Origin of the sequence: Streptomyces sp. NPDC006711, assembly GCF_042869775.1 — a bacterium.
Classification (GTDB): Bacteria; Actinomycetota; Actinomycetes; order Streptomycetales; family Streptomycetaceae; genus Streptomyces.
The window spans coordinates 304,222-319,626 of sequence record NZ_JBIAGO010000004.1 but is presented as its reverse complement, the minus strand read 5'-3'; the positions used below and the strand labels follow the sequence as shown (position 1 = coordinate 319,626).

The following is a 15,405-nucleotide window of genomic DNA, read 5'->3' as shown; positions in this document are numbered from 1 at the left end:
CCTGGAACCGACGTCGGAAGGAACCCGATCGTGACCGATCCCAAGGACAGGCTGGACGCACTGCGGACGGACATCGAGCGCCGCAACCCGGGACAGCCCGAGTTCCACCAGGCCGTGCGAGAGGTCCTGGACACCCTGGGCCCCGTCATCTCCGCCCGCCCCGAGTACGCCGGGAGCGGGCTCGTCGAGCGGCTGCTCGAGCCGGAGCGGCAGATCATCTTCCGGGTGCCGTGGACCGACGACCGTGGCCGCGTGCACGTCAACCGCGGATACCGGGTGGAGTTCAACAGCGCGCTCGGCCCGTACAAGGGCGGTCTGCGCTTCCACCCGTCGGTGGACATCGGCGTGGTGAAGTTCCTCGGCTTCGAGCAGATTTTCAAGAACGCGCTGACCGGGCTCGGCATCGGTGGCGGCAAGGGCGGCAGCGACTTCGATCCGCGCGGCAGGTCCGACGCCGAGGTCATGCGCTTCTGTCAGTCGTTCATGACCGAGCTGTCCCGCCACATCGGTGAACACACCGACGTGCCGGCCGGTGACATCGGGGTGGGCGGCCGCGAGATCGGCTACCTGTTCGGCCAGTACCGCCGCATCACCAACCGCTGGGAGGCCGGCGTCCTGACCGGCAAGGGCCAGGGCTGGGGCGGCTCCGCGATCCGCCCCGAGGCCACCGGGTACGGCTCCGTGCTGTTCGCCGCCGAGATGCTGAAGGTGCGCGGCATGTCCCTCGACGGGCTCAGCGCGGTCGTCTCGGGCTCGGGCAACGTGGCCCTGTACACGATCGAAAAGCTTCAGCAGCTCGGCGCCAACCCGCTGACGGCTTCGGACTCCTCCGGCTATGTGGTCGACGACAAGGGCATCGACCTCGCTCTGCTCAAGCAGATCAAGGAGGTGGAGCGGGGTCGCGTCAGCGAGTACGCCGCGCGGCGCGGCCCGTCGGCGCGCTTCGTGGCTGACGGCCGGGTCTGGGAGGTTCCGGCGGACGTGGCTTTCCCGTCGGCCACTCAGAACGAGTTGGGCGCCGAAGACGCGCGTACGCTCATCGCGAGCGGCGTGAAGGCGGTGTCCGAGGGCGCGAACATGCCCACCACGCCCGACGCGGTGCACCTCTTCCAGGAGGCGGGCGTCGCCTTCGGCCCCGGCAAGGCCGCCAACGCGGGCGGTGTCGCCGTCAGCGCCCTGGAGATGGCTCAGAACGCGGGCCGGGTCGCCTGGAGCCGCGAGCGGGTCGAAGACGAACTCGCCGGCATCATGCGGTCCATCCACACGGTCACGCACGAAACCGCCGAGCGCTACGGCGCACCCGGCGACTACGTCACGGGCGCCAACATCGCCGGCTTCGAGCGGGTCGCCGACGCGATGCTGGCCCAGGGCGTCATCTAGGGCCGCACGCGTCGAGCAACGTCCGCCCCGTGGCGACGCGCCGTCCGGGCGATGATCCGGACGGCGGGGTGTGCGCAAGGCGGGGGCGGGGCCGGGGCGTGGCGGGAAGACCTTCCGCGTTCGACGCGATCGCGCTCCCCAAGCGGCGGTGGCCAACGGACGCACACCGCACCCGTACCGCTACTTGATGATCGCGTTGGCGACCACCACGATCACACCCAGCAGGCCGTCACCGACACCGAGTCTCATCGCGGCGCCCCACGTGCGGCCGGCGGCGCGCGCGGCGATGAGACCCCAGCCGAAGAGCAGCGCGATGTTGACGCCGAACACGACGTACTCGATGTTGCGCGAACCCCACCAGCCCAGGCCCGCTCCGTACAGCAGCAGCATGGTGGGTACGGTGGCGGCGACGAGCGGCCACTCCTCCAGGAGGATGCGCCATGGCCCCCGTCCACCGTGGTGGGTCTCGTGGCCGCGCCGGGCGATGATGTGCGCGTAACCGTGGGCCAGGGCGGATGCGACGGCCGTGATCAGCAACCACTTGGCGTCGTAGAGCCGGTCCGCGCGCGCCCTCGCCCCGTACTGGGTGAGCGCGGCCACCATCGAACTGGCGAGGACCGCGCCGTAGACACCTCCGAACAGCACGTTGGGTTCAGTGGCGAGGCGGCGAAAAGCACGAGTGGGCACGGAGGTCTTCCTGGAAGTGAGCGGGAGAAGCGGTGTCGTCACCCATGACACCGGTTCCCCGGGCCCCTCGGCGGGACCACCTCGCCGCGCCTTTTCCGAACTGCCCGATTGGCCCCCCGCCCGCCAGGAGCTCAACTGTCCCTGCCGCAGCGGCGCGTGCGTGCCGGGGCGCGGATGGCCGGGGCGGGACGGGGCAGGGGTCAGTCATGGGTGACGACATGGTGACACCGCAAACCAGGGGCGCGGCCTACCGCTGCGCGTTCGTCCTTGGTGGAGGAGGGGCGCTCGGCGCCTACGAAGTGGGGATGCTCAGGGCGCTCATCTCGGCCGGCATCGAGCCGGATCTGGTGGTGGGGACGTCGGTGGGCGCCATCAACGGCGCGGCGATCGCGGCCGAGCCCACGGCGGAGGCCGTGGAGCGTCTGGGCGAGTTGTGGGGAAGCCTCGGCCGCTCGGGCGTCTTCTCGGGTTCGGTGCTGCGGCGCCTGCGCCTGGCGGCCCGTAACCGGACCCACGTCTATTCCTCCGCCCCCTTGTCCGAACTGCTGGAGGCCGGGCTCCCGGCGCGGCGGATCGAGGACCTTGCGGTGCCCTTCCAGTGCGTCGCGGCGGGGATCGAGAGCGCCGCCGAGCACTGGTTCACGAAAGGGCCTCTGGTCCCGGCGGTGATGGCCTCCTGCGCCGTCCCGGGTCTGCTGCCACCCGTCGAGATCGACGGTGAGCACTTCTTCGACGGCGGTCTGATCAACAGCATCCCGGTGGGCCGGGCGGTCGCGGCGGGCGCGCGTACGGTGTATGTCCTTCAAGTGGGGCGCGTGGAGCGGAAGTTGAAGGCACCCCGGGCGCCCTGGGAAGTGGCCGCCGTGGCCTTCGAGATAGCTCGGCGTCACCGTTTCACCCGTGACATGGCGGACCTGCCCTCCGGCGTGGAGGTGCACGTCCTGCCCACGGGGGCGTCGTCCGGCCGGGGTGAGGACATCGCGGGCCGCAAGTTCCAGCACCGCGACTTCGGGCGTTCCCTGGAGCGGATGGAGCGTGCGTACGAGGCGTCCATCGCGTATCTCGAAGCGGCCGGGAAGCCCGCGCTCCGTACGGGCAGCGTCACCCCATGAGCCGTAAGGCGGGCATACGTGACGTGGCACGGCGGTGTGTCACCGTGCCCGCGCTCGTCGTCCTGATCCCCCTGGCCTGCGCGGTGTTGATCACGACGGTGGCGCTCGCCCCGCTCTCCCTGTTCGCCGGGCGGCGCGAACGCGGCTGGCAGCCGCAACGTCTGGCTCTCTACGCCGTCGTGTACCTCGTCGCCGACCTGGTCGGGGTGTGCGCCGCACTCGTCGTCCGACTGCGCTGTCTGGGCGGTGGCCAGAGGCGCAAGGAGCGGTTGGTGGCCCTCAACTACCGGCTCCTCGCACGGTTGCTCGGGTTCCTGGTGGCTTGCTCCCAGCGGATTTTCTCCGTGCGTGTGGAGGTGGACCCGCTGATCCCGCGGCCCGGCACCCGCTCGCCGGACGGCATGGTCGTCTTCGCTCGCCACGCCGGTCCGGGTGACTCGATCCTGCTGGTCCACGGCCTTCTGTGCGACGCGGGGCTGCGTCCCCAAGTCGTGCTCAAGGAGTTCCTGCGCTGGGACCCCTGCCTGGACATGGTGCTCGGCTGCCTCCCGCACTGCTTCGTCCCGCGCCACGCCGACACCGACGGGCACACGTCGCGGGCCATCGGCGCCCTGGCGGCGCGGCTGCGGCCGGGCGAGGCGCTGGTGGTGTTCCCCGAGGGCGGCAACTTCACCGAACGACGCCGCACGCGGTCCATCCGCTGGCTCGTCCGCACCGGTCAACTGCGCCGGGCCGCTCGCGCACGGCGCCAGCACCACGTCCTGCCGCCGCGCATGGCGGGTCCGCTCGCCGCGCTGACCGGGGCGCGCGGCGCCGGAGCGGACGTCGTCTTCGTCGCGCACACGGGACTCGACCACATCGACTCCCCGTCCCGCCTGTGGCACTCGATCCCCCTGCGAAAACCGGTGCGTGCCACGTGGTGGAGCGTGCCCGCCCGCGCGATACCGCCCGAGCGCCAGGCCCGCGAGACATGGTTGACGGACCAGTGGTCGCGGGTGGACGCGTGGATCGCCCAGGAGTGGGGCGAGGGGGCGGCGTCGGCGCGTACGGCGTCGTCCTGACGGCCGAGCACGGCTCACCGGCGCGTGCCGGCCCTGGGCCGCGTCCGCGCCCCGCATCACGTCCGTGCCACCGCCTCCAGCGGGCCGAGCCGGGCGGCGTGCCGGGCGGGGACGGCCGCCGCGACGGTACCGGCCGCGAGACCGAGCGCGACCACCAGAGCGAGGGTGCCCCACGGCAGCGAGAAGGAGTACTGAGGGATCGCGCCGTTGGCGAGTCCGCTGACCTTCCACGCTCCGAACAGCCCTGCTGCCAGCCCGAGAAGGGTACCGAACGCGGCGACGCACACGGCTTCCAGACGGATCATCGTGCGGATGGCCGAGCGGCCCATGCCGATGGCCCGCAGCACGCCGATCTCCCGGGTGCGCTCCGAGACCGACATGGCAAGGGTGTTGACCATGCCGAGCGTGGAGATCAGCACGCCGAGGGCGAGCAGCCCCAGCACCATGGTCATCAGGTCGCCCGCGACGCCTGCCTGTTCCTGGACGAGCTGCCGACGGCTCTGAACCTTCAGGAGCGGACTGTCGCTCACCGCGGCGCGCAGCCGCTTCTCCAGATCCGCGGAGGTCACTCCCCCATCGGTGCCCACCAGCAGGCGCTGCACGGAGTCGCGCAGGTAGGCGGTCTTCTGTACGTCGCTTCGATGGCCGAGGACGTCCTGGGCGGTGGGGTTGTCCTGGTAGACGCCGACCACCGTGTAACGCTGGTCGTGGCCGCCTGCGCCCACGCTCGCGTCGAGTTGTTGGCCGACGACGAGGTGGTGCTCCGAGGCGTAACCGCGCGACACGGCGATCCTGCCGGGACCGACGTCGGTGAGGGAGCCGCTGAGGAAGCGGAGCTTCATGACCTCACTCGCGGTGGCGGGGTCGATGCCGGAGATCTGCTTGCCGCCCGGGGTGATGGTGGAGTCCGCCACGGCGGAAGCAGTGCGCACGCCCGGCACCGCCGCGACACGTCGTACGGCTGCGGCGTCGATGGCGGTGGTGGGAGTACGCGTACTGATGACGTAGTCCGCGCTGAGACCGGCGGTGGCCTGCGCGTCCAGGGCTCGCTTGGTGCAGTGGTCGATGACGGCGAGGCCGGAGACGAGCGCCGTGCTGATCAGGAGCGCGGCGGCGGTGGCAGCGGTTCGGCGCGGGTTGCGCAGGGCGTTCTCGCGGGCGAGGTGGCCTGCCGCGCCGAAGCCCGTGGTGAGTCGGCCGAGCAGGCGGACAACCGGCCCGGCGAGGAGCGGGGCGAGCGCGATCAGTCCGACGACGAGGGCGGCGCACCCGAACAGGGCTGTCCGCAGGTTGGCGTCGGTGGCGCCGACCGCGTCGGTCAGCGAGCACAGGAGTCCCGCGCCAAGGACGGTCAGAGCCAGGCCGATGGCGCCGCGCACGCGGGACAGGGCCGCGGAGGGCGGCTGGTCGGCACCGCGCAGCGCCTCGACGGGCGCGACGCGTGCGGCGCCGCGCGCTGGCAGCCAGGCGGCGAGCACGGTGACACCCACGCCCACGACGAGTGCGGCGATGACCGCCGTGGGGCCGATCACCAGAGGCCCGCTGGGCAGCGGATCACCGGAGGTGTCAAGGACATGGGGCAGCACGGTGGCGACGCCCAGGCCCAGCGCGAAACCGAGCGCCGACGCGGCAAGGCCCACCAGGGCCGCCTCGGCCAGGACGGAACGGACCACCTGGCGGCGGGTGGCACCGATCGCGCGCAGCAGCGCGATCTCCCGGGTGCGGCGGGCGATGTCCATGGTGAAGGTGTTGACGATGAGGAAGGTGCCGATGAACAGGGAGACCGTGGCGAAGAGGAGCGGCAGACGCTCGTAACTCTTGGTCTTGGTGCCGATGTAGAGGGCCTGCTGAGCGGCCTGGGCGTCGGCGGTGACGGCCTCGGCCCGGGCGGCGGGCAGGACGGCGGTGATCCGGTCGCGGAGTTCGGCCTGGCTGGTGCCGGGGGTGGCCCCCACGTCGATCCCGGTGTAGCGCCCGGGGGCGGCGAACAGCTTCTGGGCGGTCGCCCTGTCGAACACCGCCAGGGTCCCGCCGGCGTTCACGCGGCTGTCGGTGGTGGACACAAGTCCCACCAGGCGGGGTGTGAGGACCGGTCCCTGCGCGGCGAGGGTGACCCTGTCGCCGAGCCGGTAGCCGCCCGCGTGCGCGGTGCCGCGGTCGAGAGCGACCTCGTCCTGGCCCACCGGGGCCCGGCCCTCGGTCAGCGGGTAGCGGCTGTCCTTGCCGTCGGGCCCGGGATGGTAGGCGGCACCGAATTTGCCCATCGCGCTGTCGGCCCGCATGGGCGTGCCGTCCTCGGCGGACAGCGTGACGGTGCCGTCCGCCACCGGGCGGACGGACGCGACGCCGGGCAGATGGGACAACTCGCGTACGAGGCCGTCATCGAGGGCCCCGAACCGATCCTGGGGGGAGGTGCCCGGGATGTAGGTCGGGCTCACACGCACGGCGGTGCCCGTGTCGTCGCGTGTCATGGCGGCGCGGTGGGCGGCGGTGGTGGTGTCGGCGAAGATCAGGGAGCCGGAGATGAACGCGACGCCGAGACAGACCGCGAGGACGGTCATGACCAGTCGGGTCTTGTGCGCGAGGACGTTGCGCAGAGCTGTTCGCAGCATGGTGCTTTCCGCGGGTCGGGGTGGGTCGGGGTGACTCGGGGTGGGGTGGGGAGTTGACGGGCGGAGCGGTCAGCTCGCGGGCCGGCCCTCGGTGTCGAGCGCGCGCATCCGGTCGAGGACGGCGCCGGATGTGGGCTCGCGCAGTTCGTCCACGGGCCGGCCGTCGGCCAGGAAGACGACACGGTCGGCGTGGGCGGCGGCGACCGGGTCATGGGTCACCATCACCACGCTCTGGCCCCACTCGTCGACCGAGTCGCGCAGGAAGCCGAGTACCTGCGCGCCCGAGCGGGAGTCGAGGTTACCGGTGGGTTCGTCGGCGAAGACGATCTCCGGGCGGGACATCAGGGCGCGGGCCACGGCGACGCGCTGCTGCTGACCGCCGGAGAGTTCGGCCGGCCGGTGCGTCAGCCGCCCGGCGAGGCCCGTGGCGGCGATGACGGTGTCGGACCACGCCGGGTCGGGACGTCGCCCCGCCAGACGCAGGGGCAGCGTCATGTTCTCCTGCGCCGTAAGGGTGGGCAGCAGGTTGAAGCCCTGAAAGACGAAGCCGATCTTCTCCCGCCGCAGCGCGGTGAGTTGACGGTCAGTCAGTTCCGTGAGCTCGACGCCACCGATCCGCGCCGACCCCGAAGTGGCGCGGTCGAGGCCGGCCACGCAGTGCATCAGCGTCGACTTGCCGGATCCCGAGGGGCCCATGACGGCGGTGAACCGGGCCCGTTCGAACTCCACCGTCACGGTGTCCAGCGCCGTGACCTGGGTGGCGCCTCTGCCGTAGACCTTGGTCAGCCGGGAGGCGCGGGCCGCCGGCTCAGAGGTGGGGGCGCCTGCGGCTGGGAAGGGAAGGGACGTCTGGGGCACGAGGACTCCGGAGGGTGAACGGCGGCCCGCGAGCGTTCGCGAACCGGGATGTTCCCATCCTTGGGGCTCTCACCTGCGTGGACATCGGCCTCAGGTGGTGATGTGGGCTCTGCCGAAGGTCAGGGAGGGTGTCGCCGTCTCTGCCTTTCGGCAGAGTTCTCTCTCAGGGACACATACCGGCACGGTGTGCCAGGAGAGCCGCCTGCACACGGCTCGTCGACCCGGTCTTCTCCAGGATGGCACCCACATGCGTCTTCACGGTGCCGATGCCAATCGCCATCCGTTGTGCGATGTCCTGGTTGGACAACCCCTCCCCCAGCATCGCCAGGACCTCCCGCTCGCGCCCGGTCAGGCGGGCGATCCGCTCATCGGGGCGGCCTCCCTCGTCGGTGTGCGCTGGGCCCCGGCGCAGCATGCGGGCGATCACCGCGCCCGTGACGCCGGGCGAGAGCACCGCGTCGCCGGCCGCCGCCGCCCGCACGGCGCTGATCAGTTCGTACGGTCCCTCGTCCTTCAGCAGGAACCCCGTGGCGCCGTCGCGCAGCGCCCACATCACGTTGTCGTCGTCGCCGAACGTCGTCAGCATCACCACGCGCGGGGCGGGTTCGAGGGCGAGCAGCGGCCGGATCGCGGCCAGCCCGTCGCACCGGGGCATCCGGATGTCCACCAGCGCCACATCGGGGTGATGGACGGCGGCTTCGGCGACCGCCCGGTGTCCGTCGGCGGCCTCGGCGACCACCTCGATGCCCTCGGCATGACGCAGGATCAGCCGGACGCCGTGCCGGATCATCTCCTCGTCGTCGGCGAGCAGGACCCGGATCGGACGTGGCGGTTCGGTCATGGAGTCTCCCAGGGCTGGGCGTCGCGTACGGACGGGACGCTGAAGCGGTCGATGGAGATGAGGCGATGGGCCGCGTCGAAGCAGTAACGGGTGATGTCGAAGGCTCCGGGCCGGGGTCCGTGCCCGGCGGCGGGGAAGACGCAGCCCACGGCGCGGGCGGGTCGCGGCGGTTCGTGCCCGGTCGCCGCCGCGCGTTCTGCGGGGCTGTCGAAGACGCCCTTCAGCTCCTCGTACGTCATTCCCAGCCGTGGCCGCGGCGGGTGGACGTCGTGCCTGGGCTGGCCGTACACCAGGGCGATCGCCAGCGCCATCAGCATCCACAGGGCCGTCGCGCCCAGGGCGGACATGAGCGCGCCGGCCGCGCGGGGGGTGCGGGAAAGCGCGGCCGCCTGGTCGTGGGCGGGTGCCGGGGGCGCGTCGGACCCGGCGGAAAGGGGGTGGTCGGGGACGTCGTCGGCCGGCTCGGCGGGCAGGATCGCCTTCACCTGGAATCCGCCGCTGGAGCGGGCACCCGCTTCGAAGGTTCCGCCGAGCAGGCCGACCCGTTCGCGCAGTCCCGTCAGCCCACGGCCCGTTCCCTCTGGGGCTTCGGTGTCGGACGGCTCGGGCGGGGCGCTGTTGTCGACCGTCACCACCACCGTGCGGTCGTCGTGCGCGACGCACACCGTGACCGGGGCGGCACGGGCGTATCTGTGCACATTTGTCAGCGCCTCGCGTACCACCCGGTGGACCGCGCGCCGCACCGGCGCGGGGCGGGTCTCGATGTCGGGTCCGTCCCAGCGCAGCCGGACATCGACGCCTCCCTCGCGGGACTCCGCGACCAGCGCTTCGACGTCGCTGCGCGTGCCCGTGACGTCGGTGAGGGCGTCCGGTCCGGTGTCCCGGCCCAGCGGGCCCAGGACACCGAGGGTCTGCCGCAGTTCACGCATCGCGTCCCGGGTCGCCCGCCGGACCAGGACGGCTTCCTCGCGCAGTTCCGGAGCCGCCCGGTCGAGAGCCAGTTCCAGACCGCCGGCGTGCAGCGACACGAGGCTGAGCCGGTGGCCCACCAGATCGTGCATCTCGGCGGCGATCCGGGACCGCTCCTGGACGCGCGCCTCGCTGTCAGCGGACCGCCGGGCGCGCTCGGCCGCGTCACCGCGCTCGCGCAGCGCGCGCAGCAGCCTGGCTTGCTGCCCGTACACCGTCCCGACCAGCCCCGGCACGACCACGGCGGTCGCCGCCATGACGAAGCCGAGCTCCGCGCTGTACACGGCCGAACCGGGCCCGGCCAGGGGCCCCGTCACGACAGCGGAGGCCAGCACCAACAGGCTCGCGCTCCCGAGCAGCCGTACGCGCGTACGTGGACGAGTCACGTCGAGCGCCACCGCGTAGGCCGCGGCCGCCACCACCGGAGCGGCCACGGGCGCCGCACCGGCGAGCACGGCAATGACCAGGAAGACGGCGGCGGGCCGGCGCCCGCGCAGCGCGAAGAGCGGCACCGCGAGAAGGATCACGCACAGTTGGAACACCGGGTGCGGCAGTGACCACAGCGGCCCCGCCACCGCCAGCAGACCCAGGGCGGCGACCGTGACGGTGACGGTCTCGACGACCATCCGGCCCCGCCCGCTCGTACGCGTCACCGTGCCCGCTCCCGGCGCGGGCGGGTCGGACGAAAGCGGCTGAAGAGGGGCATGCTCCTCATTATGGATGGCCGGGTGTGCCAGGACGTGGGCCCTGAGGCTGATCCGGATCTCTGCCTTTGGACAGAGCCGGCTCGTCCCGCCCGCCCACGACGCCCCCGGGCGCCTCCGGAGGCTACGCGCGGCCCGCCTGGCGCTGCTCGCACCCGCGCCTTGCGCACCACGCCGGACCGGGACAGGTGGCGCGCCCTCACGACGACACCGCCGACTGCCACCCAACTCCGCTACCGCAAACGGTAGTTGTCGTCAATTCTCGTCACCAGCCGGGGACGGCGTACGGTGCCGACCTCCACAAGGCGGTGGGGATCACGCGCTGCGAGCGCGGGCGGCCAGCAGCGCGGCCAGGGCACTCGGCACGAGGAGTAGCCCAAGGGCGGAGCCGTAGCCGACGGCCGCTCCCGAGCCGGCGCCGAGGCATGCGTTGAACACGGCCGAGGACGCGCCCAACACCGCTGTCTGGCCCAGGTTCTGGGTGCTCTGCATGGCGGCGCTGGCGTAGCCCTGCCGGCCGGGCGGGCTGTGCGTGAGTGACAGCACGGTCAGGGAAGGGGCGTACATGCCCATGCCGACGGCCGCGATCACCATGGCCGACGCGGCGGTGTACGCGGGCGTCGCGGGCAGTGTCCCGGCGACCGCGACGACAACCGCGACCGCCTGCACCAGCGCACCGGCCACGACCAAGTGATGGCGCGGGCGGCGATCCAGGAGGCGGCCCTGCACCCAGGACGAGGCGGCCCAGGCCACGGCGGCGCCGGTGAAGGCCAGACCGATCACGGAGGGAGGCGCGCCCCGGCCGGTGACCAGCAACAGGGGCACGTAGGCCTCCAGCGTGAAGAACACCCCTGAACCCAGGCCGCGCAGCAGCACCGTGGCGGGCAGGCCGCGCACGGCGCGCCACGTGCCCGGCGGCAACAGCCGCGACACGAACGCCGTCAACAGAGCGAAGCCGCCCGCCGCGAACAACAGATGGCGTACGTCACACCCGGAGACTCCGTACTGCCCGAGCGCCGCGCCCAGGCTCACCGCGACCGCGATCACGAGAGCGGGACGCGGCGGCGCGTCTTTGGGGGGCGCGGGCGTAATCGAGCTGGCAGGGCCGCGCAGGACCGCCACCACCACCAGCGCGGGCAGCGCCGTGAGAGCGGCCAGACCGAAGAACACCGCGCGCCAGGACCACCATTCGGCCACCACGCCCGCAAGCGGAGGACCCACCAGCGACGGGACGACCCAGCAGGCGCTCATCAGTGCCAGGACGCGTGGCCGCAGGCGGTCCGGGTACGCCCCGCCGATCGCGGTGTTGATCGCCACCGCGACCATGCCGCCGGCGAGTCCGTCGAGGAAGCGTCCGGCCGCCAGTTGCCAGATCGACGTGCTCGCGCCCGACACCAGCAGGGTGACCACGGCCAGCGCCATGCCCGTCGCGAGCGGGCGCTGGGGCCCGGCTCGGTCCGCCCAGTGGCCCGCCAGCACACCGCCGAGCAGACTCGCGGCGACGAAGCATCCCGCCACCAGCGGGTAGAGCGAGAGCCCGTCCAGGTCCCGTGCCGCCGTCGGCAACGTGGGGGTCACCGCCAGCGCCGCGAGCCCGGTCAGGAACATCACCGCCGCGAAACAGGAGGTGGCGGCGGCGTACGCCCCGGAGAACAGCCCCTCGTCCGTCGCGGCCCGCACCGGCGCCGACGCGTCCTCGCCCGCCGTCGGTGACTTGGCGGAGGCCGCTATGTGAGGTTGGGTGGACGTGGGCAAGCCGCTTGCCGTCGGCTTCGGATCATGAGTCACAAGGGCCCAACGTAGGCGCGGGACATGGCCGCGTGCCACGCATTTCCCGGGGCGTCCGGGCCCGCCCGCTTCGGTTCGCCGGCGCCGCGCCTCCGTCGCAGACCTGCCCCTCCCCCTCCCCTCCGCGACCAACTCGCCGCCGCCACTCTCATCGCGGCCGGCGCAGCCAGCTGGTGCTCAGTTCCGTGAAGTGTCTGGGTCACGTCCCCTGTCTCGTGCACGGAAACTCCATCCATCTGCGCTCTCCCCCTTCGCGCGGTGCGCCCCCATACTGCGCCCCCATGTGGAACTGCCCCTCCGACACCGCTGGCTCGCGCCGCGCATCGCCCCGCCCCCGGACTGTGCAATTGCCCGTTCGGTGAGGCGACGACCGACGAGGGGCCAGGAAGAACGGTAGGCGGGACCACTGACAATGGCCGACGCGGACCACGGGACACGTATCCGCAGCCCATCCACGGGGGCACCCGGCGAGCGCAGAGCGGTGCTCCGCGACGGCCCCCCGGCCGGCCGGGGGGCTGCCGGGGTCGACCGACTCGCGGGCCGACCTGCTGCGCGATTGCGCCGGCGCGGCGTGCGCGATCCGGAGCTGGTCGCCGGTGACGGCGCGAGGGGCCGCTGGAGGGCCCTGGCCGAGGTGTTCCCCGCCGCCCGGCACCAGAGGCGCTGGGTCCACAAGACCCGGAACATCTCGAACCCCCTGCCGACGCGAGGCCGTCGCGAAGGTCACCGATGACCGGGACGACTTGAGAACAGCGTCCTGGTCGAGCGCGAGGAGACCGACGCCGCCTGATCACGTCGCATCGGTCATGGACCCTCGACGAGGCTCGTCACGGAGGCGGCACGTGACCCGGTGGAAACTCGCCACGCTCGGGGAACCAGAGTTCTCCGCCGGGCAGATCCTGGCGAGCCTCGATGAAGTGCTCAAGCTCGCGGTCGAGCTGGACCCCCGGCACAAGATCCGCGATCGTGGGCAGGACGGCGTCCGGAACTGGGTAGACGTTGTACATCCACACGTCATCGCCTCGGTCGAAACCTCCACGGACCTGAGCGACATCCTCTCGGTTCAGTGCGGCAACCACGACCCGCTCGAAGTCGCCACGCCAGACCACGAGGTCCCATGCGACGTTCTTCTCCTCATGGAATGGATACGGCGGCGTGCTCACGGTTGTCCCCCTCGGATCGAGCCACCCCACCTTAGAGGTCGCGCGGATGGGCGGCAGGCGGGGTCAGCTGACAGACGGAACAGGCACAGGTTCTGTGATCATGGAGTTGCGACGCTCTGTGATCACTGGGGAGACCTGTGCCTGTGCTGGCATCCTGGCTGACCGAACCGTTCTGGGACTTATTCGCCGCCATGCTGCCGCAGCGTCCCGAGTTCGATCCGGCCCACCCGTTGGCGCGGTCGTTCTGGCTGCGCCGCCGGACGCCCGGTGTTCGTCAGGGTGTCTTCGGGTGCCTGGTGTCTGCCGGCCTGCTGCGTGCTGTGTCGATGGGTTCGGTGTGTGAGAGTGCGGCGAGGAGTCGCAGTTTCTCGTCGCTGTCGCTGTCCTTGTCTGGGTAGTAGACGACCAAGATGACGTCGTCCACGGGGAGTTTGTCGCGGTGGAGCCGTAGTTCACCGACGACTGGGTGGTTGACGGTGGTGGTGCCTCCGTCGAGGTTGCGGACGTCGTGTCGGGCCCACAGGGTGCGGAACCGCTGGCTGGACAGTGCGAGTTCTCCGACGAGTTCGACGAACCGGGGATTGTCGGTGTCGTCCCCGATGGTGGTGCGAAGGGTGGCGATGAAGCCGGCGGCGGCTTTCGTCCAGTCCTGGTGGAAGGCTTGTTCCTCGGGGTCGAGGAGGAGGGAACGGAGCCGGTTCTCACCGGGCCGCAGTCGTGGGGAGAGCGCGACGGCCATCGGGTTGGAGGCCAGGACGTCGAAGGCGCGTCCCTCGACGAACGCGGGGATCTGAAGGTGGGCAAGGAACTGGTGCACCCGTGCCGGAACCTGCTCGGGTCGCTTGCGGCGCGGCGTCCTTGGGCGGGCTGCCACGAGGCCGAGCAGATACGTCCGCTCGATGTCGTCGAGGTGCAGGACACGCGCGAGGGATTCGAGGACCTGAGGAGAAGGATTCTTGTCGCGGCCCCGTTCCAGGCGCAGATAGTAATCGGCGCTGATTCCGGCGAGCAGGGCGACTTCCTCACGGCGCAGACCCGGGACGCGGCGGTTGCCGCCCGACGGGAGCCCCGCCTGCACCGGGGAGACCAGCTCACGCCGGGCGCGGAGGTAGCTGCCGAGCCGGTTGCCGGATTCCTCATCCTTCATACCGACACCGTAATGCGGTGCGCGCGTTTCAGAGGGGGCCCTGGCAGGACCAGGGACGACGGGGGCTCTGCCGCACCCGGCGGATGCCGTCAAGACTTGCGGCATCACTGTTCGTGAAGGACAGGGACCATCGCTGAATGCGCCGCGTGCCTGAACGCCGTCGCGCTCTGAACTGAAGGGAAGATCTCGTGGATCTCTCCAACCGCACCGTTCTCATCGTCGGCGGGACCTCGGGCATCGGGCGAGAACTGGCCCGCCGGTTCGCCGCAGCGGGCAGCACCGTGGCTGTTGGCGGCCGTCGCCCGGGGGCACTCTCGGAACTCGCCCAGGAAGGCTTCGGCACTATCGGTATCGACGTCACCGACAGTGTCTCCGTCGCACGTGCCCGCGACGCCGTGCTCGCCCAGTACCCCGAACTGGACACCGTGGTGACCATGTCGGGCGTCATGCTCCTGGAGGACCTGCGCGACTCCGCGCACTTCGAGGCGGCACGGACGACGATCGACACCAACCTGGTCGGCACCATCCGCGTCATCGACGCCTTCACCCCGCACCTGGTTGAACGCGGCGCCGGCACCTTCATCACTGTCACTTCCGGCATCGCCTTCCTGCCGTTCCCGCCCATGCCCACCTACGCCGCCTCGAAAGCCGCGGTGCACGCCTACTCCGAGGCACTGCGCGCACAACTCGACGGCACCGGCGTCAACGTCGTCGAGCTCGTCCCCCCGGCCGTCGCCACGGCAGGACAGGAGAAGGTGAACCCGCATGCACTGCCGCTCGACGACTTCGGCACCGAGGCCATGCAGTTGCTCTCGCAGGACCCCACCCCTGAGGAGATCCTGGTCGACCGTGTCCTCATGCACCGCTGGGCTGAGCGCGACGGCACCTACGACGACCTCGTCGCACAGCGTTCCCAGGCCCTGACCATGCTCCCCAGCCGCCAAGGCTGACACAGCCGCTCGCCCTTTGGGCCGCCGTTCAAGTCGTCCGATCGCCCTCGCCCCTCGTTGAGGACATCGCCGCCGCGGTCCGTTACGGCGCGCTACCACCGGTCGGCGAGAGCACGACCTGCCGCTGGCGGCC

The 15,405-nt window shown here is 71.7% G+C and carries 13 protein-coding genes and 1 pseudogene; 6 read left to right on the top strand and 8 right to left on the bottom strand.

Annotated features, from left to right (window positions below):
* Nucleotides 1-30: 30 nt before the first annotated feature.
* The gene (gdhA, locus tag ACFYM2_RS11940) at nt 31-1,380 is read left to right on the top strand and encodes an NADP-specific glutamate dehydrogenase (RefSeq protein ID WP_388835539.1); all 1,350 of its coding nucleotides are present in this window, start codon (nt 31-33) and stop codon (nt 1,378-1,380) included.
* 180 nt (nt 1,381-1,560) lie between these two features.
* Here gdhA and ACFYM2_RS11935 read toward each other — a convergent pair whose 3' ends face one another.
* On the bottom strand, nt 1,561-2,067 hold the full coding sequence (locus ACFYM2_RS11935; RefSeq protein WP_358997558.1) for a hypothetical protein: 507 nt from the start codon (nt 2,065-2,067) through the stop codon (nt 1,561-1,563).
* 218 nt (nt 2,068-2,285) lie between these two features.
* Here ACFYM2_RS11935 and ACFYM2_RS11930 point away from each other — a divergent pair, with 218 nt between their 5' ends.
* Both ACFYM2_RS11930 and ACFYM2_RS11925 read left to right on the top strand, forming a co-directional pair.
* Complete coding sequence (locus tag ACFYM2_RS11930; RefSeq protein WP_388835535.1) at nt 2,286-3,179, top strand: patatin-like phospholipase family protein; 894 nt, start codon at nt 2,286-2,288, stop codon at nt 3,177-3,179.
* Entirely contained in the window at nt 3,176-4,240 is a 1,065-nt protein-coding gene (locus ACFYM2_RS11925; protein WP_388835532.1) for a 1-acyl-sn-glycerol-3-phosphate acyltransferase, read from the top strand. The genes ACFYM2_RS11930 and ACFYM2_RS11925 overlap by 4 nt, the downstream gene beginning before the upstream one ends.
* A gap of 56 nt (nt 4,241-4,296) precedes the next feature.
* Here ACFYM2_RS11925 and ACFYM2_RS11920 read toward each other — a convergent pair whose 3' ends face one another.
* The 5 genes from ACFYM2_RS11920 to ACFYM2_RS11900 all read right to left on the bottom strand — a co-directional run bounded on the left by ACFYM2_RS11920 (nt 4,297) and on the right by ACFYM2_RS11900 (nt 11,979).
* Nucleotides 4,297-6,852, bottom strand: coding sequence for an ABC transporter permease (locus tag ACFYM2_RS11920; RefSeq protein WP_388835529.1), 2,556 nt, complete (start codon nt 6,850-6,852; stop codon nt 4,297-4,299).
* A 69-nt stretch (nt 6,853-6,921) separates the two neighbouring features.
* A complete protein-coding gene (locus ACFYM2_RS11915) occupies nt 6,922-7,710 on the bottom strand; it encodes an ABC transporter ATP-binding protein (protein WP_358997546.1) in 789 nt (262 codons plus the stop codon).
* Between the two features lie 163 nt (nt 7,711-7,873).
* A complete protein-coding gene (locus ACFYM2_RS11910) occupies nt 7,874-8,551 on the bottom strand; it encodes a response regulator (protein WP_388835526.1) in 678 nt (225 codons plus the stop codon).
* The gene (locus tag ACFYM2_RS11905; RefSeq protein ID WP_388835523.1) at nt 8,548-10,173 is read right to left on the bottom strand and encodes a sensor histidine kinase; all 1,626 of its coding nucleotides are present in this window, start codon (nt 10,171-10,173) and stop codon (nt 8,548-8,550) included. The genes ACFYM2_RS11910 and ACFYM2_RS11905 overlap by 4 nt, the downstream gene beginning before the upstream one ends.
* Before the next feature lie 366 nt (nt 10,174-10,539).
* Entirely contained in the window at nt 10,540-11,979 is a 1,440-nt protein-coding gene (locus ACFYM2_RS11900; protein WP_388835520.1) for an MFS transporter, read from the bottom strand.
* A 445-nt stretch (nt 11,980-12,424) separates the two neighbouring features.
* Between ACFYM2_RS11900 and ACFYM2_RS11895 the strand changes: the two genes are divergently transcribed.
* On the top strand, nt 12,425-12,745 hold the full coding sequence (locus tag ACFYM2_RS11895) for a transposase (protein WP_388835517.1): 321 nt from the start codon (nt 12,425-12,427) through the stop codon (nt 12,743-12,745).
* A 94-nt stretch (nt 12,746-12,839) separates the two neighbouring features.
* On the opposite strand, the gene ACFYM2_RS11890 is transcribed toward ACFYM2_RS11895, so the two are convergent.
* A complete protein-coding gene (locus ACFYM2_RS11890; protein ID WP_388835514.1) occupies nt 12,840-13,175 on the bottom strand; it encodes a hypothetical protein in 336 nt (111 codons plus the stop codon).
* A 137-nt stretch (nt 13,176-13,312) separates the two neighbouring features.
* Between ACFYM2_RS11890 and ACFYM2_RS11885 the strand changes: the two are divergent.
* Nucleotides 13,313-13,408 (top strand): annotated as a pseudogene (locus tag ACFYM2_RS11885) (IS5/IS1182 family transposase); the annotation flags it as partial.
* A 41-nt stretch (nt 13,409-13,449) separates the two neighbouring features.
* Here ACFYM2_RS11885 and ACFYM2_RS11880 read toward each other — a convergent pair.
* The gene (locus ACFYM2_RS11880; RefSeq protein ID WP_358997536.1) at nt 13,450-14,322 is read right to left on the bottom strand and encodes a helix-turn-helix transcriptional regulator; all 873 of its coding nucleotides are present in this window, start codon (nt 14,320-14,322) and stop codon (nt 13,450-13,452) included.
* Between the two features lie 188 nt (nt 14,323-14,510).
* Between ACFYM2_RS11880 and ACFYM2_RS11875 the strand changes: the two genes are divergently transcribed.
* Nucleotides 14,511-15,272: an SDR family oxidoreductase gene (locus ACFYM2_RS11875; protein ID WP_388835511.1), complete on the top strand. Its 762-nt coding sequence runs from the start codon at nt 14,511-14,513 to the stop codon at nt 15,270-15,272.
* Nucleotides 15,273-15,405 lie beyond the last annotated feature (133 nt).